24 protein-coding genes are annotated in these 24206 nt (G+C 71.2%); 11 read left to right on the top strand and 13 right to left on the bottom strand.

The annotated features are described in order from the left end of the window. The first annotated feature begins 101 nt into the window (after positions 1-101). Both ABZV06_RS14615 and ABZV06_RS14610 read left to right on the top strand, forming a co-directional pair. Positions 102-1043, top strand: coding sequence for a transporter substrate-binding domain-containing protein (locus ABZV06_RS14615; RefSeq protein ID WP_355238650.1), 942 nt, complete (start codon positions 102-104; stop codon positions 1041-1043). Then, complete coding sequence (locus tag ABZV06_RS14610) at positions 1040-2176, top strand: hypothetical protein (protein ID WP_355621585.1); 1137 nt, start codon at positions 1040-1042, stop codon at positions 2174-2176. Before ABZV06_RS14615 ends, ABZV06_RS14610 begins: the two co-directional genes overlap by 4 nt. 19 nt (positions 2177-2195) lie before the next feature. Here ABZV06_RS14610 and ABZV06_RS14605 read toward each other — a convergent pair whose 3' ends face one another. After that, entirely contained in the window at positions 2196-2465 is a 270-nt protein-coding gene (locus ABZV06_RS14605; RefSeq protein WP_355621582.1) for a hypothetical protein, read from the bottom strand. Between the two features lie 527 nt (positions 2466-2992). On the opposite strand from ABZV06_RS14605, the gene ABZV06_RS14600 reads away from it, so the two are divergent. Together ABZV06_RS14600 and ABZV06_RS14595 are read left to right on the top strand one after the other, a co-directional pair. Continuing rightward, entirely contained in the window at positions 2993-3814 is an 822-nt protein-coding gene (locus tag ABZV06_RS14600) for a helix-turn-helix transcriptional regulator (RefSeq protein WP_355621579.1), read from the top strand. Between the two features lie 12 nt (positions 3815-3826). Then, positions 3827-4021, top strand: coding sequence for a DUF397 domain-containing protein (locus ABZV06_RS14595; RefSeq protein WP_355238844.1), 195 nt, complete (start codon positions 3827-3829; stop codon positions 4019-4021). Between the two features lie 209 nt (positions 4022-4230). Here the strand turns inward: ABZV06_RS14595 and ABZV06_RS14590 are convergent, their stop codons facing one another. From ABZV06_RS14590 to ABZV06_RS14555, 8 genes are all read right to left on the bottom strand, one after another. Beyond that, positions 4231-5394 (bottom strand): acyl-CoA dehydrogenase, encoded by a 1164-nt coding sequence (locus ABZV06_RS14590; RefSeq protein ID WP_355621576.1) that lies wholly within the window; start codon positions 5392-5394, stop codon positions 4231-4233. Then, positions 5391-7388 (bottom strand): biotin carboxylase N-terminal domain-containing protein, encoded by a 1998-nt coding sequence (locus tag ABZV06_RS14585; protein ID WP_355621573.1) that lies wholly within the window; start codon positions 7386-7388, stop codon positions 5391-5393. Before ABZV06_RS14585 ends, ABZV06_RS14590 begins: the two co-directional genes overlap by 4 nt. 68 nt (positions 7389-7456) lie before the next feature. Continuing rightward, complete coding sequence (locus tag ABZV06_RS14580) at positions 7457-9058, bottom strand: carboxyl transferase domain-containing protein (protein WP_355238635.1); 1602 nt, start codon at positions 9056-9058, stop codon at positions 7457-7459. Positions 9059-9113: 55 nt separating this feature from the next. Then, positions 9114-10310: an acyl-CoA dehydrogenase family protein gene (locus tag ABZV06_RS14575; protein WP_355621570.1), complete on the bottom strand. Its 1197-nt coding sequence runs from the start codon at positions 10308-10310 to the stop codon at positions 9114-9116. After that, a complete protein-coding gene (locus tag ABZV06_RS14570; protein ID WP_355621567.1) occupies positions 10307-11971 on the bottom strand; it encodes an acyclic terpene utilization AtuA family protein in 1665 nt (554 codons plus the stop codon). The genes ABZV06_RS14575 and ABZV06_RS14570 overlap by 4 nt, the downstream gene beginning before the upstream one ends. Continuing rightward, positions 11968-12765 carry a TIGR03084 family metal-binding protein gene (locus ABZV06_RS14565; protein ID WP_355238626.1) on the bottom strand — a complete coding sequence of 266 codons (798 nt, stop codon included), beginning with the start codon at positions 12763-12765 and terminating at the stop codon, positions 11968-11970. Before ABZV06_RS14565 ends, ABZV06_RS14570 begins: the two co-directional genes overlap by 4 nt. A 36-nt stretch (positions 12766-12801) precedes the next feature. Further along, entirely contained in the window at positions 12802-13407 is a 606-nt protein-coding gene (locus tag ABZV06_RS14560) for a TetR/AcrR family transcriptional regulator (RefSeq protein WP_355621565.1), read from the bottom strand. An 85-nt stretch (positions 13408-13492) separates the two neighbouring features. After that, positions 13493-14560: a hypothetical protein gene (locus ABZV06_RS14555; RefSeq protein ID WP_355621562.1), complete on the bottom strand. Its 1068-nt coding sequence runs from the start codon at positions 14558-14560 to the stop codon at positions 13493-13495. Between the two features lie 500 nt (positions 14561-15060). Between ABZV06_RS14555 and ABZV06_RS14550 the strand changes: the two genes are divergently transcribed. After that, positions 15061-15474 carry a hypothetical protein gene (locus tag ABZV06_RS14550; RefSeq protein ID WP_355621559.1) on the top strand — a complete coding sequence of 138 codons (414 nt, stop codon included), beginning with the start codon at positions 15061-15063 and terminating at the stop codon, positions 15472-15474. Between the two features lie 83 nt (positions 15475-15557). On the opposite strand, the gene ABZV06_RS14545 is transcribed toward ABZV06_RS14550, so the two are convergent. Both ABZV06_RS14545 and ABZV06_RS14540 read right to left on the bottom strand, forming a co-directional pair. Then, positions 15558-16301: a metallophosphoesterase family protein gene (locus ABZV06_RS14545; protein ID WP_355238614.1), complete on the bottom strand. Its 744-nt coding sequence runs from the start codon at positions 16299-16301 to the stop codon at positions 15558-15560. 140 nt (positions 16302-16441) lie between these two features. Then, positions 16442-17119, bottom strand: a complete 678-nt coding sequence (locus ABZV06_RS14540) for a Crp/Fnr family transcriptional regulator (protein ID WP_007466162.1) — start codon at positions 17117-17119, stop codon at positions 16442-16444. Positions 17120-17263: 144 nt separating this feature from the next. On the opposite strand from ABZV06_RS14540, the gene ABZV06_RS14535 reads away from it, so the two are divergent. The 6 genes from ABZV06_RS14535 to ABZV06_RS14510 all read left to right on the top strand — a co-directional run bounded on the left by ABZV06_RS14535 (position 17264) and on the right by ABZV06_RS14510 (position 22621). Next, entirely contained in the window at positions 17264-17926 is a 663-nt protein-coding gene (locus ABZV06_RS14535) for an adenosylcobinamide amidohydrolase (RefSeq protein WP_355621556.1), read from the top strand. 56 nt (positions 17927-17982) lie between these two features. Then, entirely contained in the window at positions 17983-19152 is a 1170-nt protein-coding gene (locus ABZV06_RS14530) for a CapA family protein (protein WP_355621553.1), read from the top strand. Between the two features lie 41 nt (positions 19153-19193). Continuing rightward, on the top strand, positions 19194-19982 hold the full coding sequence (nth, locus tag ABZV06_RS14525) for an endonuclease III (protein WP_355621550.1): 789 nt from the start codon (positions 19194-19196) through the stop codon (positions 19980-19982). Next, positions 19979-20689: a TlpA disulfide reductase family protein gene (locus ABZV06_RS14520; RefSeq protein ID WP_355621547.1), complete on the top strand. Its 711-nt coding sequence runs from the start codon at positions 19979-19981 to the stop codon at positions 20687-20689. The genes nth and ABZV06_RS14520 overlap by 4 nt, the downstream gene beginning before the upstream one ends. Then, entirely contained in the window at positions 20686-21378 is a 693-nt protein-coding gene (locus ABZV06_RS14515; protein ID WP_355238599.1) for a CoA pyrophosphatase, read from the top strand. Before ABZV06_RS14520 ends, ABZV06_RS14515 begins: the two co-directional genes overlap by 4 nt. Before the next feature lie 64 nt (positions 21379-21442). Beyond that, positions 21443-22621, top strand: coding sequence for a MarP family serine protease (locus tag ABZV06_RS14510; RefSeq protein ID WP_355238596.1), 1179 nt, complete (start codon positions 21443-21445; stop codon positions 22619-22621). Between the two features lie 13 nt (positions 22622-22634). Here the strand turns inward: ABZV06_RS14510 and ABZV06_RS14505 are convergent, their stop codons facing one another. Then, positions 22635-23330, bottom strand: a complete 696-nt coding sequence (locus tag ABZV06_RS14505; protein ID WP_355238593.1) for a phosphatase PAP2 family protein — start codon at positions 23328-23330, stop codon at positions 22635-22637. Positions 23331-23367: 37 nt separating this feature from the next. Next, positions 23368-24159: a phosphatase PAP2 family protein gene (locus tag ABZV06_RS14500; protein ID WP_355621544.1), complete on the bottom strand. Its 792-nt coding sequence runs from the start codon at positions 24157-24159 to the stop codon at positions 23368-23370. Positions 24160-24206: the final 47 nt, after the last annotated feature.

Here is a 24206-nt window from a genome sequence, read left to right as displayed (position 1 = left end):
ATCGAACGGACGAGCCGACGTGACCGAACGGCACGCACACGCACTGGACCGCTCTCGCTACTCTCGGTGTTCCGCAGGCTGGTCCGTCAGCGAGGTCGCCCATGAACGTACGCAGTCCCCAGTCCCGGCTCCGCTCGGTCGCGACGACGCTGGCGGTCGCCCTGACCCTCACCCTTGCCGCCGCCGCCGGATGCGACAGCCGCAAGGAACCGGACCTGTCCTCCGTGCAGGAGAAGATGCGCGAGTCGCACATCTACGGTCAGTCGAAGCTGCGCATCGGCGTCGCCACCAACGAGCCGCTGATGGGCGACCTCCAGAACGGCCAGCATGTCGGCTTCGACGTCGAGATCGGTCGGTTCATCGCCGCCTCTCTCGGCTACGAGGGCGAGCAGCAGTTGGAGTTCGTGGCGGTGGCCACCGAGGACCGGATTCCGTACCTGCAGGGCGGCACCGTCGACCTGGTGGTGTCCAGCTTCTCGATGACCGAGGAGCGCAAGGAGGTGGTCAGCTTCGCCGGGCCGTACTTCGTCACCACGCAGGAGGTGCTGGTGCCGGTCCGGCTGAAGGACAAGATCCGCACCATCGAGGACCTGCGGAACCCGGCCTACAAGATCTGCACCAGCGGTGGCTCCACCACCGAGACCGAGTTGGAGAAGCGCCAGGTCAAGGCGTTGGTGGTGAAGGACGTCTGGGACTGCGTGAACGGCATCCGCGCCGGTCGGTACGACGCGGTCAGCTCGGACGAGACGATCCTCGCGGGCTTCCTCGCCTCGTACCCGAAGGAGTTCGAGATCGTCGACCTGCCCTTCGGTACGAGCGAGCTGTTGGGCATCGGTGTGCCGATCGGTGACCCGGCACTGCGTGACCTGGTCGCGTTCTTCCTGCAGAAGAGCTACCTACAGGGGCGCAATGGGCAGGCCAGCCCGTGGCAGACGGCGTACAACCGGACCCTGGGCCCGTGGTTGCGCGTCGAGAAGAGCCAGCCGCAGCCGCTGGAGGTACCGGAGCTTGTCGACTTCGACGACAAGGCGCCCCGGCGGTGAGCGCGGCGCGGACCGCGACCGGTGACGCGAGCGCCGACGGCCCGGTGCCGACGCCTCGCGCGTCCGTGCCGCCGGACCACGTCGAGGCGGACGCCGACGAGGGCCCGAGCGCCGTAGCCGTCGGATCGGCCACGGACGCGGTGCCGGCGCGGTCGGACCCGACGGAGCGTCGGGCGCGCGCCAGCCAGTCGTTCTGGACCGCCGCCGTGGGCGTGCCGGCGATCTTCTCGGTGCTCCGGCTCGGCGTGGAGGCGGGCGGGGAGCTGCAGACCACGCTGTTGCTGGTCGCGAACGTCGGGACGGTCAACCTGCTCGCGGGGTTCCTGACCACCGCGGCCAGACTGCTCTCCACCGGGCTGGTCGCCGTCTTCGCGCTCGGCGCGGTGCTGGCCGTGAGCGTGGAGCGCCTGCCGCCGGGCACCCGACGCCGCCCGCTCTTCGCCCGCTGGGCGGACCTCACCCCGGCGTGGTTCGTGCTGGCGAGCTTCCTGCTGGCCCTGCTCACCTGGCCCCTGCTCTACCTGCCGCTGCTGCTGCCGGCGTTCGTGGCCGCGTTCCAGCTCCGGCCGGAGCGGTTGCACGAATGGGTCGTACCCCGGCTGTTGGCGATCGTCGCGCTGTTCGCCGGGTACGGGTGGCTGATGCTTCCCACGCTGCGCGACGCTGGCGCGCAGCGTGAACTGCTGGTGCTGGCCCTTCTGGTGTTTCCGCCGGTGCTGGCGCTGTTCATCGCCGGGCCGCTGCCCGGTGTGGTGATCCGTCCACTGGCGTCGGTGACCGAGGTGGCGGTGCTGGCCATGCTGGTCTGGGCCGCGCTGCCGGTGATCAGCACGCCGGTGTTGCCGCTCACCGTCACCACTGTGGGTGCCGAGAACGGCCCGACCGAGGACGTACGCGGGCACGTGGTGACCACCGACGACGTCAACATGGTGATCCTGCAGGAACGGGGTGGGGTCCGGTACGTGCCGGTCGGCCTCGTGCGGGCGCAGGTGCTCTGCCCCAGCGAGGAGGAGCTGCCCCGGCACCGGCTGCGCATCCACGACTTCCACGTCGAGGACTCGCTGCTGGAAGGGCTGGGCCGCCGTGTACGGCCGGTGCACCGCATCGACGCCGCCTGCCGCGCCCCCGGCTGAGCGCTGGCGACACCACGGGTTACCTGACCCGTACGCGCGAACTGGACCGCCTCGGTTGACCACCCGCCGGGGCGATTCGCCGTTGGATGACCAGCCCGGCCCTCATGACGTACACCTCGCGCTTGGCGGTGGCGTCGCCCCGCGCGTCGAGCACGTATCCGGTGACCCAGATCCAGTCGTGGTAGGGGTCGGGCTCGCCAACGGACACCACACGCAGCATCAGCGCCCGGTCCCCGCTGAACTGCGGCGAGCAGGCCGCCCCGATCAGCACGACGTCTCCGGGCTTCACGACAGCCAGCCGAGGAACCGGCGGTAGACGGCATCGGCGGGAGCCCAGGTCATGTCCTGCGTAGCTGCCGCCAGGTGCGAGCCTAGATAGATCCGGAGGGCTACCGGCGACGCGGCGTACTCCCCCAGCAGCTCCAGGCGGCTTGTGGCACAAGGCCAAGGCCGATCGCACGCCTCGCACAGCCAGAGCGGAAGCACCGGCCCGTGCGCGGCCATCAGCTCTCACCTGGCCAGTGACCCCGGTTGATCGGGATCTTGTGTCTGGCGCGGCAGGGCAGCTCGTTCCCGCACTTGCAGACGTTCCGCCACTTGATCCACGACCACACCGGCTTATGCCTGCGAGCCAAGGTCATCGCTACCGCCGTTAGGTACTCCCTGTACGTCACATGCCGACCCATCCGCACTCCCGCAAGATCAGAATGGTTCTCTAATTTGCAAGTCCAAAATAATCGTACGGATGGAGTCACGGTTTGGGAACACACCGTGAGGGTCTACGTCACGTGGCGTTAGGTCGGCCATACTCGGGCGATGGTCAATCCGACGATTCAGCGGCGGCGGCTCGGCAACGAGCTGCGCAGGGCGCGCGAGGCAGCGGGCAAGACGCAAGATGAAGCCGCCGACGTGATCGACTCTTCATCGAGCAAGATCAGCCGGTTGGAACTGGGCCAGTCCGGCATCCGCCTTACCGACCTCAAGCTGTTGCTCGACTTCTACGGGGTGGCCGGCGACGAAGCCGAGCCCTTGCGTGACCTCGCGCGAGCAGGTCGGCAGCGTGGGCGGTGGAGCGGCTACCGCAACGTCGTCCCGGACTGGTTCCGGCAGTACCTCGACCTTGAAGCCGATGCGGCAGAGATCCGGTGGTACCAGCCCGAAGTCATCCCCGGCATTCTTCAGGTCGAGTCCTACATCCGAGCGATGATCGACGGTGACGATGTAGATCGACAGATCGCAGTGCGGCTTGAACGACAGACGGTCATCGATCGCGAGGACGGGCCGGAGTTGAGCCTGATCCTGAGCGAGTCGGCGCTACGGCGAAACCTCGGTGACCGGGCGACCATGCGAGAGCAGTTGCTGCACATCGCAGAGGTCAGCCGCCGCAAGAACGTGACGGTGCAGGTGTTCCCACTCAACGCTGCGACCTACGTAGCCTCGTCATACAACTTCATCGTTCTGCGGTTCGGGGAGGCGTCGGACGTTATCTACGTCGAAACCTTCACCGACGCCGACTACCTTGACAGTCCCGAAGCCGTCCGGGCATACACTCGTTTATGGGATCGCCTCCAGGCGGCAGCCCTCGGGCCGGTAGAGTCCCGCAAGCTCATCCTGCGGATCGCAGACGAGATCAAATAGAGGTTGACCATGATGACCCCGGACCTCACTAACGCGGCGTGGCGGAAGTCCACACGGAGCGACAGCAACGGTGGCGCGTGCGTCGAGGTGGCAGGCAACCTGCCCGGCGTGGTCGGGGTCCGTGACAGCAAAGACCAGCAGGGACCGGTGCTGGCGTTCAACCCGGCCGCCTGGTCGTCGTTCGTCCAGGGGCTCAGGCGTCGGTGACTGGCCGAACGCCCCCGGTCCGCGTGGATGGGAGGCGCCTGGCTGAGTGGCGCTTCTTGGCCGTAGCCACCCATGGGCACACAAATGCCCGCGACGGCACAACACGATTGCGGGGATGGTCGCAGTTTGAGTGATCGATCTGAGGACTTTCCACCTCCGACGCCCGTTGTCGTGCCACACGACACCTCGGCCGCGCTCAACCGTCGCCCTCAGTAGGACTTCTCCTGACCGAGGACGTGCTGGGCGACGAAGTTGAGGATCATCTCCCGGCTGACCGGGGCGATCCGGCCGGCCCGTACCGCGCCGAGCAGCGTCGCCACCCCGTACTCGGTGGTCATGCCGGCTCCGCCGAGGGCCTGCACGGCGGTGTCCACGGCGAGCGCGGCGGCCTCCCCGGCCGCGTACTTGGCCATGTTGCCGGCCACCCCGGCCTCCAGGTCACGGCCGGCGTCGTAGAGGGTGGCCGCCTTCTGGATCATCAGTCGGGCCAGCTCCACCTGCACCGCCGCGTGGGCCAGCGGATGCGACACCCCCTGGTGCGAGCCGATGCTCCGACCACCCCAGACCTTGCGGGTGGCGGTGTACTCACTGGCGCGCTCGATGGCGTACCGGCCGGTGCCGGCGCCCATCGCGGCCACCGTGATCCGCTCGGGGTTGAGCCCGGCGAAGAGCGCCGGCAGCCCGGCGTCCAACGACTCACCGAGCAGCGCGTCGGCGGGCACCCGCACGTCGTCCAGGTAGAGCAGGAACTGGTTCTCCGGGGAGACGATCTCCATGTCCAGCTTGGACCGGGTCAGCCCGGCAGCGTCGGTCGGCACCAGGAACAGGGCGGGCTTGAGCTTTCCGGTGGAGGAGTCCTCGGTCCTCGCGACGACGAGCACGTGACCGGCCTCGTCGACGCCGGAGATGTAGCACTTGCGGCCGTTGAGCACCCAGTCGTCGCCGTCCCGGCGGGCGACCGTGCCGAGGCGGTGGAAGTTGGAGCCGGCCTCCGGCTCGGTGATCGCGAAGACGATCTTCGCCGAGCCGTCCGCGAGACCGGGCAGGTGCCGTTTGTGCTGCTCCTCGGTGCCGTGGCGGGTGATCACGGTGGCCGCGATGGCGGGGGAGACCACCAGCAGCAGCAACGGACACCCGGCCGCGGCCAGTTCCTCGCAGACGATGGCCAGCTCGGTGATGCCGCCGCCCCCGCCGCCGTACTCGGTGGGGATGTTGACCCCCAGGTAGCCGAGCCGGCCGGCCTCGGTCCACAGCTCGCTGGTGTGCTCACCGGCCTTCGCCTTCTCGACGAAGTAGCCGTGGCCGTACCGGCGGCCCAACGCCCGCACGGCGTCACGCAGCTGGTCCTGTTCGGGGGTGAGGTCGAAGGTCATCGGTGGTCCTCCTCGATAACGGCCAGCACGGCGCCCGTCCGCACCTGACCGCCGGCTGGCACCGGCAGTTCGGCGACCACGCCGTCGACGGGGGCGAGTACGGGATGTTCCAACTTCATCGCTTCCAGCGTGAGCAGTGGATCGCCGGCCGCGACCCGCTGGCCGACCTCGACGTGCACCCGGGTCACCGCGCCCGGCAGCGGCGCGAGCAGCGACCCGGCCGCCAGCTCCACCGTCGGCAGCGGGAGACGCGGCAGCTCGGCCAGGCTCGCCGCCCCGTCCGGGCCGTCCACGAAGACCTGCGACCCCACCCGGTGTACGCGGAACGCCTGCCGGACCCCGTCGACGTCGAGCACCGCCCGGTCAACGGTGGCCTCCACCAACTCCACGGTGGACGCCCCGGTGTCGCGGTCGTCGGTGTCGCGTTCCACCGACCACTCGGCGAGCCGGCCGGTGCGGTCGAGGCGGTAGCGCACCCCGATCTCGCCGTCCGGGCCGCCGAAACGGGTGACCTGTGGGACGGCCGGCACGTTACGCCAGCCGGAGGGGAGCCCGGCGAGGACCGGAGCGTCCTCCCGACGCCGCGCGGCACCGGTGAGCGCGGCGGCGAGCGCGGTGACCGGGAGTCGGTCGGCGGGGAGCAGCGGGGCGAAGACCTCCGGGTGCCGGTCCAGGAAACCGGTGTCGATCTCGCCGGCCGCGAACTCGGGGCTGCGTAGCACCCGGACCAGCAGGTCGCGGTTGGTCGCCACCCCGTGCAGCTCGGCCCGCGCCAGCGCGCCCGCCAGGGCGCGAACCGCCTCGCCACGGGTGGGTGCCCAGGCGATAACCTTCGCCAACATCGAGTCGTAGTGGACGCCGACCGCCGAACCGTTCACGACTCCCGAATCGAGACGCAGACCCGCCCGCTCGATCCAGCGGAACTCGCGGTCGACCCCGGGCACGTGAAAGCGGTGCAGCGTGCCGGTGGCGGGCCGCCAATTCTGCGCCGGCTCCTCGGCGCAGAGCCGCACCTCGATCGCGTGGCCGCGGGTGTCGGGGTCGTGGTGCTGCGCCGGCAGCGGCTCGCCCTCGGCGACCAGCAACTGCAAGCGGACCAGGTCCAGCCCGCCCGGCGTGACCAGCTCGGTGACGGGGTGCTCCACCTGGAGCCGGGTGTTCATCTCCAGGAAGTAGATCGCCCCGTCGGGCGTCAACAGGAACTCGACAGTGCCCGCGCCCACGTAGTCGACAGCTCGCCCGGCAGCCAAGGCCGCCTCGTGCAGACGCTCCCGCACCTCGGCCGCCACGAGACCGGGCGCCTCTTCGATGATCTTCTGGTGGCGGCGCTGGATCGAGCACTCCCGGACGCCGAGGACGTGCACGGTCCCGTGCGTGTCCCCGAAGATCTGCACCTCGACGTGCCGGCCACGCTCGACGTACCGCTCGATGAAGACCGTGCCGTCGCCGAACGCCGCAGCCGCCTCGCGGCGCGCGGAGGCGACCGCCTCGGCAAGCGCGGCGACGTCCCGGACGATCCGCATGCCCCGGCCACCGCCACCGGCGGACGCCTTCACCAACACCGGGAAGTCGGTGACCTCGTCGGCATCGGTCCAGCTCGGCAACATCGGCACGCCCGCCTCGGCGAGCAGTGCCTTCGCTGCCAGCTTGTCACCCATCGCGGCGATGACCTTGGCCGGTGGCCCGACCCAGGTCAGGCCCGCGTCGGTCACCGCCGCCGCGAAATCGGCGTTCTCTGCGAGGAACCCGTAGCCCGGATGGACGGCGTCCGCGCCGCTGCGCCGGGCCGCCGCCAGGATCAGGTCCACCCGCAGGTACGTCTCGGCGGGAGTGTCACCGGGTAGCCGGACCGCCTGGTCGGCCTCGGCGACGAACGGCGCGTCGGCGTCCGCGTCCGAGTGCACGGCGACGGTCTGCACGCCCATCGCCCGGCAGGTGGCGAAGACCCGGCGGGCGATCTCACCCCGGTTGGCCACGAGCAGTCTGGTGATCATCAGCGCTGCGCCTGCTTTCTGTTCGCGACTGCGGGACTCCGCTTCGCTGCATTCCTCGCGCTCAGGGGTCAATGCCGGAAGACGCCGAAGCCGTCGGCGCCCTTCACCGGTCCGTTGTGGATCGCCGAGAGACAGAGCCCGAGGACGGTACGCGTGTCCCGAGGGTCGATCACCCCGTCGTCGTAGAGTCGGCCGGAGAGGAACAGCGCACCCGACTGCGACTCGATCTGCTGCTCGACCATCATCCGCATCGCCGCGTCGGAGTCCTCGTCGTAATCCCGGCCACGGGCGGCGGCAGCCTGCCTAGCCACGATCGACAGCACACCGGCGAGCTGCGCCGGGCCCATCACCGCCGACTTGGCGTTCGGCCAGGTGAACAGGAACCTCGGCTCGTACGCCCGACCGCACATGCCGTAGTTGCCGGCCCCGTACGAGGCCCCGAGGTTCACCGTGAGGTGCGGCACCGTCGAGTTCGACACCGCGTTGATCATCAGGGCGCCGTGCTTGATGATGCCGCGCTGCTCGTACTCGGTGCCGACCATGTAGCCGGTGGTGTTCTGCAGGAAGATCAAGGGGGTGTCGGAGGCGTTGGCGAGCTGGATGAACTGGGCCGCCTTCTGCGCCTCCGCGCTGAACAGCACTCCGCGCGCGTTCGCCAGCACGCCCACCGGATAACCGTGCAGCTCGCCCCAACCGGTGACCAGCGAGTCCCCGTACGCCGGCTTGAACTCGTCGAAGTCGCTGCCGTCGAGGATGCGGGCCAGCACCTCACGCGGGTCGAACGGCACCTTCAGATCGGAGCTGACGATGCCGAGCAACTCCTCCGGGTCGTACTTCGGCGGCGTCGGCACGGTTGTCCGAGGAGGAGGGCCGTGCTTGTGCCAGTTCAGGCGGCGTACGCACTGTCGGGCCAGCCGGATGCCGTCCCGCTCGTCCTCGGCCAGGTAGTCGGCCAGCCCGGACGTGCCGGCGTGCATCGCCGCGCCGCCCAGCGACTCGTCGTCGGTGACCTCGCCGGTCGCCATCTTCACCAGCGGTGGCCCGGCCAGGTAGACCTGCGACCGGTCCCGAATCATGATCACGTGATCGGACATCCCCGGCACGTACGCCCCACCGGCCGTCGCGTTGCCGAACACCACGCTCACGGTGGGGATGCCTGCCGCCGACAGACGGGTCAGGTCACGGAACACCCGACCGCCGGGGATGAAGATCTCCGCCTGGCTCGGCAGGTCAGCCCCGGCTGACTCGACCAGGTTGACCATCGGCAGCCGGTTGGCCAGGGCGATCTCGCCAGCCCGCCGGGTCTTGGCGAGCGACCACGGGTTGACCGCGCCGCCGCGTACCGTCGGGTCGTTGGCGACGATCAGGCACTCCACGCCCTCGACGACGCCGATGCCGGTGACCACGCTGGCGCCGACCGGGAAGTCCGTGCCGTAGGCGGCGACCGGCGACAGTTCGAGGAACGGGCTGTCCGCGTCGACAAGGAGTTCGATCCGCTCCCGGGGCAGCAGCTTGCCGCGCGCGTGGTGCCGGCTCACGTACTTTTCGCCGCCGCCGGCGCGCGCCTGATCGAGCGCGGCATCCAACTCGGCCAGCCGCTCCAGCAGGGCCGCCCGGTTCGCCGCACAGCCCGGCGCGGCCGGGTCGATCACGCTGTCCAGAATCGTCACCGTTCCTCCTTCGTTTGCGACTGCGGGGCTCGCAAACCCGGCTCACTCCTCGCGCTCACAGGCCCATGCCTTTTGCGATGATCTCGTTCATGATCTCGGTGGTGCCGCCGCCGATGCCGAGGATTCGCGCGTCGCGGTAGTGCCGCTCCACCTCGGCGTCGCGCAGGTAGCCGAAGCCACCGTGCAGTTGCAGCGCCTGGTCGACGACGTGGTCGCAGGCGGCCACGGCCACGTTCTTCGCCATGGCCACCTCGGTCACCACGGGCTCGCCGGCCGCTACCCGGGCGGCCACCTCGTGCACGTACGACCGGGCCGCCTCGGCCCGCGTGTGCATCTCGGCCAACCGGTGCCGGACCACCTGCCGGCCGACCAGCGGACGCCCGAAGGTCTCCCGGTCCCGACACCAGCGCACCGCCAGCTCCACGCAGCGCTGCGCGGTCGCGTACGCCTGCGTCGCCAGCGACAACCGTTCCGCCGCGAAGTGCTGCATGATCGCCAGGAAGCCGGTGTTCTCCGCGCCGATCCGGTTGGTCACCGGTACCCGCACGTCCACGAAGGACAGCTCGGCCGTGTCCGAGCAGTGCCAGCCCAGTTTCTCCAGCCGGCGTCCCACGGTGAACCCGGGCGAGTCCTTGTCGATCACGAGCAGGGTCAGCTCACCGCTGCCGGGGAAGTCGGTGCACACCGCCGTCGTCACGAAGTCGGCCCGGTGACCGCTGGTGATGTAGGTCTTCGACCCGTTCACCACGTAGTGGTCGCCGTCCCGGATGGCGGTCGTGCGGATGGCGGCCACGTCCGAGCCGCCGTCCGGCTCGGTGATGGCCAGGGCACCGATCATCGTGCCGGCCAGGGTGGGTCGGACGTACCGCTCGATCAGGCTGTCGTCACCCGGCGTCGAGGTGCCGGTGAGTCGACCGCCCAGCGATCCACCGGTACGGGCACCGGCGGCGGCGACCATGTGCGGCAGCGCGATGCCGTGCGTGAACAGGGCCGCGACCAGCCCGGACGACCCACCGGCGCGAATCAGCTCCTCGGTCACGATGATCGAGTCGAGCAGGTCGCCGCCGCTGCCGCCGACCGACTCGGGAAAGCCGATGCCGAGCAGGCCCAGCTTCGCGGCCGTGGCGTGCAGCGCCCGGGGGACCTCGCCGGCCCGCTCCCAGTCGTCCAGGTGCGGCAGCACCTCCCGGGTGACGAACGCCCGGGTCAACTCGCGAAGCTGTCGGCGCTCCGGGGTGTTCGCGATGCTCATGGCCTGACTCCTGCCGGCAGGTCGACGATCCGTGCGCGGAGCAGCTCGCCCAGCGCCTTGGCCTGCGGATCGAACCGGGTGGATGCGGCGACCCCGGCCCCGAGCAGGCCCTCGATCACGAAGTTCACCGCGCGCAGGTTCGGCAGCTCGTAGCGCCGGACGGTCAGGTTCGCCGTCTCGGGCAGCAGCTCGGCCAACCGTTCGACGGTCAACCAGGCGCGCAGCCAGACGTATCCGGCATCGGAGCGCGCCCAGACGCCGAGGTTGGCGTCCCCACCCTTGTCGCCCGAGCGCGCGCCGACCAGCTCACCGAGCGCTCCGCGCCGGGTCGGACCGGTGACCGCCGCGTCGCCGCCCGACGCCGTCTCGTCCGGCGTGATCGGTGCCGTGCGGACGGGCGGGGCGATCGGTACCCGCTCGCCACCGGGCAGGACCGCCACGTGCCCCACCTCGCCCTGCGGAACGGTGTCGGCCGTGAAGACGCCGTAGGGTGTCGCGTCGCCGGGCAGGGTGGTCAGCGTGCAACCCGGATACGAGGCCAGCGCCAGCTCCACGGCGGCGGCCGAGAACGCCCGCCCGGCCCGCGTCCGGTCGCTGTCGCGCAGGTGTACGTGCAGCAGGGCGCTGGCCGCCTCGGTGTCGGCGGCGTCCGGGTGATCGGTGCGGGCGAGGGTGAACTCCAGCCCGTCCGTGCCCACCGCCTCCTCGATCTGCCCGCGCACCAGGGACGCCTTCGCCTCGATGTCCAGGCCGCAGAGGACGAACGTCATCGAGTTCCGGAAGCCACCGAGGTTGTTGACGCCCACCTTGAGCGTGGGCGGCGGCGGTGTGCCCCGCGCACCGGTGACCCGTACCCGGTCCGGACCGTCGGCGTGCAGCGTCACCGTGTCCAGTCGGGTGACCACGTCCGGCCCCAGGTACGCGGGCCCGCCGACCTCGTACAACAGTTGAGCGGTGACGGTCTCCACGGTGACCGCGCCACCGGTGCCCGGATGCTTGGTGAGCACGGCCGAGCCGTCGGAATGCACCTCGGCGATCGGGAAGCCGGGCCGACGCCCTCCGTCGGGCAGCTCGGTGAAGAAGCTGAAGTTGCCGCCGGTGACCTGCGCGCCGCACTCGACGAGGTGCCCCGCGACGGTGGCCCCGGCCAGCTCGTCGAGATCGTCACGGCCCCACCCGTACCGCGCGATGGCCGGACCGACCACCAGCGACGCGTCGGTGACCCGCCCCGTCACCACGACGTCGGCGCCGGCGTCGAGGCAGGCGGCGATCCCGAACGCGCCCAGGTACGCGTTCGCGGTGAGCGCGTCGGCTCGTTGGAGGGCGTCGCCCTCGACGTACCCGATCTTCGCGGTCAGGCCCAGGCGGCCGACGATCGCCTCGATGGCGGCGGCCAGGCCGGCAGGGTTCAACCCGCCGGCGTTGGTCACGATCCGTACCCCCCGGTCGAGGGCCGTGCCGAGGCACGTCTCCACCTGCCGCAGGAACGTCTTCGCGTACCCGAGGTCGGCGTCACGCAGCCGGTCCCGGCCGAGGATCAGCATGGTCAGCTCGGCCAGGTAGTCGCCGGTCAGCACGTCCAACTCGCCGCCGTCGAGCATCTCCCGCCAGGCGGTGAACCGGTCGCCGTAGAAGCCGGAGGCGTTGCCGACGCGGATCACGCCGTGCCTCCGCCGCGGCCGGCCGGCTCGCGGCCGTCGCCCGGCGGCCCGGCGAAGGCCTGCGCCACGTCGAGCCATTCGTCGGCGACCGGGCCGGTGGCCAACAGGGCGAGGTCCGCCCGGTGTCGGCGCCGGGTGACCAGGAGACAGAAGTCCCGGGCCGGGCCGCTCAGCCGGTCGGCGGCGTCCTCCGGCCCCCAGGTCCAGGTGCCGCCGCCCGGCGCGACCAACTCGACCCGGACCGGCGTCGTCGGCGCCTCCCGGCCGTGGGCGGCGAAACCGTGCCCGAGGGTACGCACACCGAGGTGCGCCACGTGCCGGAGGCGATCACTGGGGGCGCGGGCGACACCGAGGGTGTCGGCCACGTCCTCGCCGTGTGCCCAGGTCTCCATGATCCGGGCGGTCGCCATCGAGGTGGCCGACATCCGGGTGCCGTACCAGGGCAGCTTCTCGCCGGTCGGGACCGCGACGAGCGCGTCGGTGAGCGCCGTCCGGCCGGTCCGCCAGCGGGTGAGCAGGTCGACGGGTGGGGCGAGGAACGCCTCGGCACCGGCGTCGACCATGCGGGTCGGGTCCGGCGCGGTCATCACCGTGGCGTAGAACGCCTCGGCGTCGGTGGCGGCCAGCAGCGCCACGTGGTCGGTCCAGGCGAGGTGGGCGATCTGGTGCGCGATGGTCCAGCCCACGGCCGGCGTCGGGCGGGCCCAGTCGGCCACCGACAGGGGTGCCACCAGCGCGTCCAGGTCCGCGGATTCGTCGGCCAGATCCGTGAGCAGGTCACTGAGGTCGACCATGGTGCCTCCGGTCGGTGCGGGCCGGTGTGGCCGCGGTCAGGGCGTGAGCAGGGTGGAGAGTTGGCGTTTCCAGGTGACGAGCAGGGCGGTACGGCGGGCCGAGTCGTCGCTGAGCAGGTTGGCCACCCCGAGGCCGCGCATCAGGTCGAGGGTGGCCTGCACCGCCTCGCGGACGCCGGGGCGGCGCTCGTCGACACCGAGCAGGGCGACGGTGAGCCGGTGCATCTCCCGGCCGACGGTCGCCTCCAGCGGCACCAGGGCGTCGCGAAGCTCCCGGTCGGTGCGGGCGGCCACCCACAGCTCGAGCGCGGCCACGAAGAGCGGCCCGGTGAACGCCGCCGCGAGCAGGTCGATCACCCGATCCAGCCGCTGCGGGCCGGCCGGTAACGCCTCGGCCTCGGTGCGCAGCTCGTCGGCCCGACGCTCCGCGAGGTGCTCGACGGCGGCCGTGACCATCGCGGCCTTCGTGGGGTAGTGGTGCAACTGTGCGCCCCGCGAGACGCCGGCCCGGGCGGCCACGACGGTGGTCGTGGTGCCGGACCAGCCGTGCTCGATCAGGCAGTCGACGGTCGCCTCCATCAGACGGGCCTGGGTGGCGCGACTGCGCTCCTGTTGGGGGACACGCGTCGATGCGGTGGACACGGGAACAGCCTGCGGGGCGCGAAACAAACAGTCAAGACTGACTTTTACCGTGTTGGTGACCGACGTGGGCCGCGCTCTCCTGCCGTCAGGCGAAGAAGTCCTGGTCGTCGCCCATCCAGTCGTACTCGGGACCACGCCGGCCATCGCGGGCCGCCGGCCGAGGTCGCGGTGGGTCGGCGGCCGCAGGTGGGGCCGACGGCGGAGCGTCCCTCTTCGGAGGCTGGGGCGCGGGCGGCGATGGGGTCGGCGTCGGAGGGCTGAGCCCCTGAAACCGCTCGCGGATATCCAGAATGTCCCGCTGGAGGTTGACGATCTGGGTCCGCAGCCTCTGCTGGGCCTGATCGGACTCCTGCCGGTACCGATCGAGTTCCTGGTAGCGGCGATCCGCGATGTCACGCGCATCCGCCAGATCGAGGCGCGTCTGCATCTCCCGCTGCTCGAGTTCCTGGTACTCGCGCTTCTTGTCCTCCAGAGCCGCCTGACTGTAGATCGCCTCTTCGTGGGCACTACGTACGCGTCGCTCAAGCGACTCCGCGGTCTCTTCGGCGGTGCGGACACGCTGCTGAAGCATGGCGACCAGACCGTCGAGTTCCTGCTTGGTCTGTCTGATGACCTGGTGGGTCGATTCGAGGGTGGTGTAGTCCTTCTGCAGCGAGTCGAGCTGACCCTGAAGACCGGCGACCTGATCACGAAGACGGGCGGAGAGCTCCTCGCCGCGTTCGAAGCTTTCCTGGAGCCGGCCGATCTCCTCCTGCAGCAGTAGTACACGAGTGGTGGGATCACGAGCCTCCTCCGGCGAGGAGATCGCGTCCTCCACTGTCGTCCCGTCGACGATCAGCTTGCCGGTGTAGCGAGGCGGCCTCTCCCGATGCACGACGTAGTAGATGCCGGCAAGGCGTTCGGCGTGGTGCTCGTGCCAGCCCTCCTCGGCGTCGTCCGGAGCGCAGTGAGCGAGCACCCACTCGACGAGCTGCCACTTGGGCCGACCTTCGAGCTGCCGACTGATTGCCTTGTACGGATCTGAGCCGTTGGTGGCTTCCCGGACCTTGTCCGCCAGGCGTCGCATCGAGCCGTATCCCTTGCCGTGTCGAATCTCCATCAGCTCGCGGAGGGCGTCGCTCAATGGGTTCGTCGACTGCCTGAGGGTACTCACGACCGTATGTTTACAGGGGGGATCCGGATAAAGGCAGTCAACTTCCGGCTGTTAGGAAGTGTGCCGGCGCGCCGATCGGTCCATAAGGGACAACTTCCGCCCTTGAAGGACCTGTCGTCGATGAGACGCTGACTGATCGGACGGCAGGGGTGACTTTCCCGACGATCGGAATTGAGTGATTCTCGAATATCCGCCCGGGGGTGAATTCGACCGCCCTGATCGATCGGTGTTCTTGCCAGCGGCGAGATCCCGGCAGGTCCGCGTCGAGTCCCGACGACAATTCCCGATCTTCCGACAGGCCGGAACTCCGGTCCGTCCAGAGGGAAGTCGGGAAGTCGGAATCGGCGAACTTACACGTCTTCTGGAGATCCACTTGGGCGTGGTGCCATCTCTAGGCCAGCCGCAAACGCGTCGGCAACGCTCAGGGGCGTCTACCGCCTCGCGCTCACGATCGAGGTAGACGCCCCTGCCGGAACCCCAAGGGGGCTCAGATGGCGAGTATGACGGAACCACCCGCGGGCACAGAAGACCTGTCCCCGCGCGACCGGGTGTCGGATCAGGTCGCGCCGGTCCAGCACAACGGCGGCACGTGGGCCGCCGTCGCCGTCGTCGTCCTGGTGCTCGGCGGTGCCGCCGGGCTCCTGGCGACCGGCCACACCCTGCACGAGTCACTGATCGGTGCCGGCGGCCTGGCGCTCATCGGCGGTCAGGTCGCGCGGCGCATCGTCGCCGACGCGGGGCCGCTGCCCACGATGATCGTGGCGTTCGCCGTCGCCGCGTTCGGCGGGGTGATCTGCGTGCAGGGCGCCACCCTCACGGAGGCCGTCGCGGGCGCCGGTCTCGGCGGCTTCGCCGCGGGCGAGGTCGCCGCCCGCATGTTCGGCACCGATCCGCGATCACGGCGTCGGGCATAGCGCCGATGACCGGCGACCCGGCTCCGGCCCTCCCGTCGCAATGTGGCGCAAGGGCCGGAGCCAGGTGGGCGCGGCCACTCGGGTCAGCGGCCGTCGCGGGGGCCGAAGACGGCGAGCGCGTCGGCGTCACTGTGCTGGGAGCGTAGGTATTCGTCCGCCCAGGCGGCGGCGTCCGGGAAGGTCGACTCGGTCGCCACCCGGGCACAGGCCGCGTCCACGTCGAAGGCGGTGCGGCGGAGCTGGACGCCCGGCCCGAGCATGGCCCACCACGCGCCCGCGCCCCCGTACGGCATGCCGAGGCTGCCCGCGTTGACGACCAGCCGCCGGTCGACCAGCCGCGTGAAGGGCATGTGGGTGTGGCCGCAGACGACCGTGGTGACCTCGGCCGGCAGGCCGGCGAACACCTCGGCCCAGCGAGCCATCCGGGAGTCGACGAGCACCAGTTCCTCGTCGTCGCGAGGCGTCGCGTGACAGAACAGCGTCGGGCCGAGGCCCTCGATCTCCAGCGTCACGGTCGCGGGCAACGCGGCGAGCCGGGCCACCTGGTCGTCCCGGAGCTGGTCGGCGGCCCAGTTCGACACCTCGATCGAGGCGGGTCGCCCGGCGCGGGCCTCGACGAGCTCACGTTCGCAGTTGCCGCCCACCCAGCAGGCACGGTCACCGAGGTCGGCGAGCAGATCCAGCACCTCGACCGGCTGTGGACCGGCCGCGATGTCGCCGGTCAGCACGAGCAGGTCGGCGGCGGCGACGTCCGGCTCGGCCAGGACGGCCTCCAGCGCGGGCAGCACGCCATGGATGTCGGAGAGTACGGCAACGCGCTTCAGCATGGCCCCACCCTCGCTGGCCCGGCACGGGTACGCCAGCGATTCTGCGCCGGGCAGACGTATCCCGGGCAGACGCAACATCAGGCGGACGACGACGTCCCCGCCTGCCGTCGGTGACGGCGGGCGGGGACGGGACGTACGGCTCAGACGCGGGCGCGGCGGGCGAGGCGCTCCGGGTCCAGGATGATGATGCTCTTACCGTCCAGTCGCAGCCAGCCGCGCGAGGCGAAGTCGGCCAGCGCCTTGTTGACCGTCTCCCGGGAGGCGCCGACGAGCTGGGCGATCTCCTCCTGGGTGAGGTCGTGGGTCACGCGCAGGACACCGCCGTCGCGGGTGCCGAACCGGCCGGCCATCTGGAGCAGGTTCTTCGCGACCCGGCCCGGCACGTCCGTGAAGATCAGGTCGGCGAGCGAGTCGTTGGTCCGACGCAGGCGCCGGGCGAGCACCCTGAGCAGCTGCTCGGCGATCTCCGGGCGGTTGTTGAGCCACGGCCGCAGCGCCTGCTTGCGCAGCCGCACCAGCCGGGTGTCGGTCACCGCGGTGGCGGTCGCCGTACGCGGACCCGGGTCGAAGAGCGACAGCTCACCGACCATGTCCGACGGCCCCATCACCGCGATCAGGTTCTGCCGGCCGTCCGCCGCCCGGCGGCCGACCTTGATCTTCCCGGACAGCAGGATATAGAGGCTGTCGCCGGGCTCGCCCTCATTGAAAACGATCTCGCCCTTGCGGACCTCGATCGTTTCCATCTCCTTGGCGAGCGCCTCGGCAGCTTCCGGGTCCACACCCTGGAAGATCCCGCTGCGGGCCAGTACCTCATCCATCGCGCACCTCCGGTTGCGCGTGCCGTCCGTCGGCCCGGGGCCGCCGTCCGCTGATCCCCTCGCGCGCCGCCAAGTCTAGGCGCACGTGAGCACGAATCAGAGGTCGCCCCTGGAATCTTGATCGGTGGGCGTAACCTGCCCGACGTGCTGAGGGCCCCGATTCTGACCAGCCGCATCGAGGGCGGCCGGCCCGTGCCGCTGCTCGTCTGGCGGGCTGACGGCCCTCTGCGGGCGGTCAGCAGCGGCCCGCTGGGCGGCGGCGTCGGCGTCCGGCGGTGGGTGCTGAACGCGACGGTGCCCATGTCGTACGACCGGGACGACCCCGCCGCCCACCTGGCCGCGCTCGCCGCGGACCTGGCCCTGGACGGGCCCGGGGTGGGCCTGCTGACCGGCGTCGACGTGACCGAGGTGGTGGCCCGGACGGACACCGGTGTGCGGGCCTGGGCGACCGTCGGGCTCGGCACGCCGGTGCCCGCCGCCGCACCGGCCGCGGGCGCGCTCACGCAGCGGGTGGGCACGGTCAACATCGTGGTGTACGTGCCGGCCCGGCTCGCCGACTCGGCGCTCGTCAACGCCGTCGCCACCGCCACCGAGGCGAAGACCCAGGCGATCGGCGAACTGGGGTTGCCGGGCACGGGCACCCCCACCGACGCGGTCACCGTGCTCTGCCCGGTGGACGGGCCGGACGCGGCGTACGGCGGGCCGCGCTCGACGTGGGGCGCCCCGCTGGCCCGTGCCGTGCACGCCGCGGTGCGGGCGGGCGGCGAGCGGCCGGTCGTGCCCTGGTCAGACCGACTGACCGGCTGAAACTCCGACCGATCGGCCCTCGTCGGCGCGTTCCGGGCTCGATAAGGTCGCGAGCGATGTACGCTGCCGCCCCCCTCGCGCCCCGCCGCGTCGCCATCGGCCTCGTGGTGCTGCTGGCCGCCCTGCTCGCCGCAGGCTGCGCCGACAGTGGGGAGGCCTCGGTGTGGCAGCCCGGCGCCGGTGGTGGTGGCACGGGCGTGCCGCTGAGCACGGCCGGGCCGAAGGCCAGCGGCGGCGCGTCGACGTCCGGCGGGGACGACGCCATCTCGCTCTCCGCGACCGGCGACATCATCATGGGCAACGCGCCGAGCCGGCTGCCCGCCGCCGGCGGCAAGGGGTTCTTCGACCCGGTCACCGGGGCACTCAGGGCCGACCTGGTCATGGGCAACCTGGAGGAGCCGCTGACGGTGGACACCGGCACCGGCAAGTGCGGGCCCAACTCCACCCGCTGCTTCCAGTTCCGAGCCCCGCCGGAGTACGCCGCGCACCTGCGCGACGCCGGCTTCCGGCTGCTCAACCAGGCCAACAACCACGGCTACGACTACGGGCCGAAGGGCTACCAGAACACGCGTAAGGCGTTGGAGAAGTACGACCTGGAGCACACCGGCGCGCCGGACGAGATCACCGTGGTCGACGTCAAGGGCGTCAAGGTCGCCGTGGCCGGCTTCTCGTCGTACGTCTGGTCCAACAGCCTGGTCGACATCGCCAAGGCCAGGACGGTCGTCGCCAAGGCCACCACCATGGCCGACGTGGTCGTGGTGCAGGTGCACATGGGCGGCGAGGGAGCGGACAAGACCCGGGTGAAGCCGGGCACCGAGCTGTTCCTCGGCGAGAACCGGGGCGATCCGGTCAGGTTCTCGCACGCGATGATCGACGCCGGCGCGGATCTGATCGTCGGGCACGGGCCGCACGTGCTGCGCGGGATGGAGTTCTACCGGGGGCGCCTGATCGCGTACAGCCTCGGCAACTTCGCCGGCGGCGGCAACTCGTTGAGCAACGCCGGGCGGCTGGGCTGGGGCGGCGTCCTGAAGGTGTCGCTCAAGCCCGACGGCGCGTGGGCCGGTGGCTCGTTCACCTCGACGTACATGAACTCGGCCGGCAGGCCGACGATGGACCCGGACGGCCGGGGCCTGGGCCTCGTCATGGAGCTGAGCCGTACCGACTTCCCCAGGAACGGGGCCCGGATCGACGGGCAGGGCAGGATCACCGCGCCGACCGGCGGTTGACCCGACGAGGAACGTCCGGGGTGCGACGTAGGCTGACCGTCGTGACCAGTAGCCCTCCCGGTGCCAGCGAGACCGACCTCGGGCGCACACGCCGCGCCCGCAAGATCGGCCGGGTGCTGACCGAGACGCACCCCGACGCGCACTGTGAGCTGGACCACTCCAACGCGCTGGAGCTGTCCGTCGCCACGATCCTGTCCGCGCAGTGCACCGACAAGAAGGTCAACGAGGTCACCCCGAAGCTCTTCGCCCGCTACCCGAGCGCCGCCGCGTACGCCGGGGCTGACCGGGGCGAGATGGAGGAGCTGATCCGGCCCACCGGCTTCTACCGCAACAAGACCGACTCGCTGCTCAAGCTCGGGCAGGCCCTCCTCGACCGGTACGACGGTCAGGTCCCCGGCCGGCTCACCGACCTGGTGACGCTACCCGGGATCGGTCGCAAGACCGCCAACGTCATCCTCGGCAACGCCTTCGACGTCCCCGGCATCACCGTCGACACGCACTTCCAGCGGCTGGTCCACCGGTGGCGGCTGACCGCCGAGACCGATCCGGTCAAGATCGAGCACGCGATCGGCGCGCTCTACCCCAGGCGCGACTGGACCATGCTGTCGCACCGGATCATCTTCCACGGGCGGCGGGTCTGCCACGCCCGTAAACCCGCCTGTGGTGCGTGCACGCTCGCGAAGCTCTGCCCCTCGTACGGCACCGGCCCCACCGAGCCGTCCGCCGCCGCCAAGCTGCTCAAGGGCCCTCGGGCGCGTGACCTGGCCGTGGCGGCTGGGATCGACCCGGAGCTGGTGCCGCCGCAGGCGGTCGCCGCGGAGGTGCCGTGAACCGCCTTCTGACGGGTGCGCTCCACCGGCGGATCGCCCTGCTCGCTCTGCCGCTGGCGCTGCTCGTGGGTGGCTGCACCACCAGCCCGACCGACGACGCCGCGCCGCGGTCGGCCGCAGCCGAGCGTCCGTCGCCCTTCAAGGACTGCGCCGCGTTGGGAGCGCCTCCGGCGTCGTCCAGCCCTGCTGCTGCCTCGACCGGTGCTGGCGCTGCCTCCGGCACGCCCAGCCCCGGTGCTGCCGGTTCGCCCGACGCCGGCGCGACCGGGACGGCTGCGGGTGGGCAGGAGCTGCCGGCGCTGACCCTGGCCTGCTTCACCGGTGGTGCGCCGGTCGCGCTGCGAGACCTGGCCGGACCGGCCGTGATCAACGTCTGGGCCTCCTGGTGCGGGCCGTGCCGCAAGGAACTGCCCGCGTTCCAACGGCTGAGCGAGCGGACCGGCGGCCAGCTCCGGGTGGTCGGGGTCAACACCCGCGACAGTCGCAGCGGCGCCCAGTCCATCGGCGAGGACTTCGGCGTACGGTTTCCGGTCCTGGTCGACCAGGGCGACGCGCTGCAACGGGAGCTGAGGCGCAACGCCTTCCCGCTGACCCTCTTCGTCGACGCGCGGGGCCGCATCCGACACATCGACTCCACCGGTGCGCTCGACGACGCCCAGCTCGCCGCGCTGGTCCGCCAGCACCTGGGCGTGGCGGTGCCGGCGTGACCCGTCGACCTCCGGACTGGATCGACCCCCTGCTGAGCCGGCTGGGCACCGCCCGCGTCGAGGACTTCACCCGCCTCACCACCCCGGCCGAGGGTGGGCGGGAGAGCGCCGTGCTGGTGCTGCTCGGTGAGCAGGCCGACACCGGGCCCGACGTACTGATCCTGCAACGGGCCGCGACCCTGCGAAACCACGCCGGTCAGCCGGCCTTCCCCGGCGGCGCGGCCGACCCGGAGGACGCCAACACGCGTGCCACCGCGCTCCGCGAGGCGAACGAGGAGGTCGGCCTCGATCCGGCCAGCGTGACCGTGCTGGCCGAGTTGCCGAAACTGTGGATTCCGGTCAGCGATTTCGTGGTCACCCCGGTGCTGGCCTGGTGGCACGACCCGCATCCGGTGCATCCCCGGGAGCCCGCCGAGGTGGCGCACGTGGCACGACTGCCGATCCGCGAGCTGGTCGACCCGGCGAACCGGCTCCGGGTCCGTCACCCGAGCGGCTGGGTGGGTCCGGCGTTCTCCTCGCGCGGCATGCTCGTCTGGGGCTTCACCGCCGGAGTGTTGGCGGCTCTGCTCGAGATGGGCGGCTGGGCCCGCCCGTGGTCGCCCGGTCGGCTGGTCGACCTGCCGCCCACGGGTGCCGCTCCCGCGCCCTCGGCAGGCACCGACGAGGTCGACGAGACCGCCCTGCGCTGACCACGCGGTCACCTTCCGCAAGCGATGGTCATCCGCTGGGCGCGGTGCCCGTACGCTGGACCCCGTGTCCGTCGTGGATCTCGTACTGCTGCTGCTCATGCTCGTGTTCGCGATCAGCGGATACCGTCAGGGTTTCGTCATCGGCATCACGTCACTGTCCGGCTTCTTCCTGGGCCTCCTGCTCGGCCTGCAACTCGGGCCGCTGTTCGCCCGGCAGTTCGTCGACGCCGGCACCCGCGTGCTCATCTCACTGGTGGCCATCTTCGGATTGGCGGTGATCGGGCAGGCGCTCGCCGGCTGGCTCGGCTCGCACCTGCGCAAGACGATCACCAGCGACGTGGGCCGGCGGATCGACGACATCGGTGGCGCCTTCGTCTCGCTGTTCGCGGTGCTCCTGCTGGCCTGGCTGGTCGCCGTACCGCTCGGGTCGTCGTCGGTGCCCTGGCTCGCCGCCTCGGTGCGCAACAGCGCGCTGATCAGTGTGGTGAACGGGGTTCTGCCGGAGGAGGCGCACCGGCTCTCGACCGCGTTGGAGGACACCGTCGACACCGACGGTTTCCCGGACGTCTTCGGCGGCCTCGCGCCCACCCGGGCCCGGCAGGTGGACCCGCCCGACCCGGCGCTGGCGGGTTCCCAGGTGGTGGTCAACGGTCAGCGTTCGGTGGTCAAGGTGCTCGGCTCCGCGCCCAGTTGCTCGCGCCGCATCGAGGGCTCCGGCTTCGTGTACGCCGACGACCGGGTCATGACCAACGCCCACGTGGTCGCCGGTACGCGCTCGGTGGCCGTGGAGTTGGGCGGCGAGCGGTACGACGGTCAGGTGGTGGTGTACGACCCCAACCGGGACCTGGCGGTGCTGCTGGTCCCGGGGCTCCCCGGCCCGTCGCTGCGGTTCGCCGCCGGCAACGCGGGCAGTGGCTCGGACGCCATCGTGCTCGGCTTCCCGCTCGACGGCCCGTACAACGCGCAGTCCGCCCGGGTTCGTGACGTCGACCGGATCAAGGGGCCGGACATCTACTCCTCCGGCGATGTCACCCGGGAGATCTACACGATCCGGGCGCTGGTACGCAGTGGTAACTCCGGCGGGCCGCTGCTCTCCGCCAACGGCCTCGTGCTCGGCGTCATCTTCGCGGCGGCGGCCGACGATCCCAACACCGGCTTCGCGGTGACCGCCGCCGAGGCCCGTCCGGTGGCGTTGGCCGGCGCCGAGCGCAACCGGGCCGTCGCCACCGGCGAGTGCACCTGAGCGCCGCTCCGGATCAGGTGCGGGCCGGGGCGGCGGCCGGCAGCTTCGCGCGCCCCCAGTGCAGTCCCCGGTCCAGGACCGCCCGGGCCATGATCGCCACGCAGGTGCCGCCGTTGAGGAAGGACGCCGTCACGTCGCTCGGGTGGTGCATCCCCCGGTACATGCGGGTCAGCGCCACACCCACCGGCACCATCAGCAGCAGCGTCCACCAGGCGACCTTCGCGCCGGTGCTGCGCGCCCGCAGGGCCATCAGCACCGCGATGCCGACGTAGAGGGCGACCGCTGCCGACGTGTGCCCGGACGGGAAGCTCGACGTGGGCGGTGAGACGTCCATGTGCTCCACCGCGGGTCGCTGCCGGTCGATCACCAGGGTGGTCAGCAGGAACACCAGCGCCTGGGCGGTGACGGCCGCGCACAGGAACAGGGGCTCCCGCCAGCGCTTCAGCCAGAGTCGCAGCGCCAGCGCCACCAGCACGGTGACCACGACGATCATCTGAGTGCTGGCGAGCGTGCTGAACACCAACGAGACGTTGTTCCAGCCGCCGGTGCGGTCACCGGCGAACTCCCGATTGACCGCGTCCTCGACGGTGAACGGCCAGGTTCGGTTCAACACCCGAGTGACAAGCACCCCGAGCAGCACCATGACGCCGAAAAGGAGGGAGACCGGCAGCAGCACCCGCCGGACGATCTGGACCACGGTGTCGGACATGAGCCGGCCAATACCCGGTCGGCGTCCCCGTCACGCCTCAGGTCGCTTCGGGCTGCCGCTCGACCTCGGGCGCAACACCGTCACGGGTCGGCCGGACCGGCCGGAGACCCGTGTGCGCTCGCCAACTGGTGAACGCGGCAGTGGTCGCCGCGACCACCGCCACGCCGAGCAGCCAGCCACCGAGCACGTCGCTGGTGAAGTGCACGCCGAGCACGACCCTGCTGAGCCCGGTGACCAGCGCGAGCAGCAGCGCGGCGACCCAGAGCGTGACCCGCGCCGCCCCGCGTCGGACGTACGGCAGGAACACCAGCAGCAGCACGCCCGCGGCCAGGGTGGCGTTCAGCGCGTGCCCGGAGGGGAACGAGTAGCCGGCGGCCCGGGCCACCGGGTCGAGCAGTTCCGGACGGTGCCGGCCGACGAGCAACTTGAGCAGCGGACCCATCAACCCGCCGACCACCATCGTGGTGGTCGCCCAGAGGGCCAGTCGCCGGGCGTGCCGGCGCACCAGCCAGATCACCGCCAGCAGCACGACGACCCGCAGCGGCATCGGCGCGAACACCTCGCTCCAGACCCGCATGAGCATGACCCAGGCCGGGTGGTTCACCGCGTGGTCGTGCAGCGCGTCGGTGATCGTCGTGTCCAGCCGGTGCAGCGGCGCCCACGCCCCGAGCACCAACAGCGCGAGCAGGGCGAACGGCACCAGCACCAGGAACGCCGCCGTCGCCGCCAGGGTCAGCCGCAAGCCCAGCGAGTGGTCCGGGTCGAGGCGACGTCGCCGCCAGGACGGGCGGCGGGTGGGGTCGAGGGTACGTGCGGCCGGCGTGCTCATGAGGTCGGTTCTACCCCGCCGGCGGGGCAATCAGGCCTGTCGTCCAG

The organism is Micromonospora sp. NPDC005172, assembly GCF_040608555.1.
In the GTDB taxonomy this organism is placed as follows: domain Bacteria; phylum Actinomycetota; class Actinomycetes; order Mycobacteriales; family Micromonosporaceae; genus Micromonospora.
Note: the sequence above shows the minus strand (reverse complement) of the source record. Positions and strands in the feature narration are given on the sequence as shown.

What these genes read in the sequence shown, in the direction of transcription:
- ABZV06_RS14615 (WP_355238650.1), top strand. Translation starts at nt 102, where the DNA reads ATGAACGTACGCAGTCCCCAGTCCCGGCTCCGCTCGGTCGCGACGACG.
- ABZV06_RS14600 (WP_355621579.1), top strand. Translation starts at nt 2,993, where the DNA reads ATGGTCAATCCGACGATTCAGCGGCGGCGGCTCGGCAACGAGCTGCGC.
- ABZV06_RS14595 (WP_355238844.1), top strand. Translation starts at nt 3,827, where the DNA reads ATGACCCCGGACCTCACTAACGCGGCGTGGCGGAAGTCCACACGGAGC.
- ABZV06_RS14590 (WP_355621576.1), bottom strand. Translation starts at nt 5,394, where the DNA reads ATGACCTTCGACCTCACCCCCGAACAGGACCAGCTGCGTGACGCCGTG.
- ABZV06_RS14585 (WP_355621573.1), bottom strand. Translation starts at nt 7,388, where the DNA reads ATGATCACCAGACTGCTCGTGGCCAACCGGGGTGAGATCGCCCGCCGG.
- ABZV06_RS14575 (WP_355621570.1), bottom strand. Translation starts at nt 10,310, where the DNA reads ATGAGCATCGCGAACACCCCGGAGCGCCGACAGCTTCGCGAGTTGACC.
- ABZV06_RS14565 (WP_355238626.1), bottom strand. Translation starts at nt 12,765, where the DNA reads ATGGTCGACCTCAGTGACCTGCTCACGGATCTGGCCGACGAATCCGCG.
- ABZV06_RS14550 (WP_355621559.1), top strand. Translation starts at nt 15,061, where the DNA reads ATGACGGAACCACCCGCGGGCACAGAAGACCTGTCCCCGCGCGACCGG.
- ABZV06_RS14545 (WP_355238614.1), bottom strand. Translation starts at nt 16,301, where the DNA reads ATGCTGAAGCGCGTTGCCGTACTCTCCGACATCCATGGCGTGCTGCCC.
- ABZV06_RS14540 (WP_007466162.1), bottom strand. Translation starts at nt 17,119, where the DNA reads ATGGATGAGGTACTGGCCCGCAGCGGGATCTTCCAGGGTGTGGACCCG.
- ABZV06_RS14530 (WP_355621553.1), top strand. Translation starts at nt 17,983, where the DNA reads ATGTACGCTGCCGCCCCCCTCGCGCCCCGCCGCGTCGCCATCGGCCTC.
- ABZV06_RS14505 (WP_355238593.1), bottom strand. Translation starts at nt 23,330, where the DNA reads ATGTCCGACACCGTGGTCCAGATCGTCCGGCGGGTGCTGCTGCCGGTC.
- ABZV06_RS14500 (WP_355621544.1), bottom strand. Translation starts at nt 24,159, where the DNA reads ATGAGCACGCCGGCCGCACGTACCCTCGACCCCACCCGCCGCCCGTCC.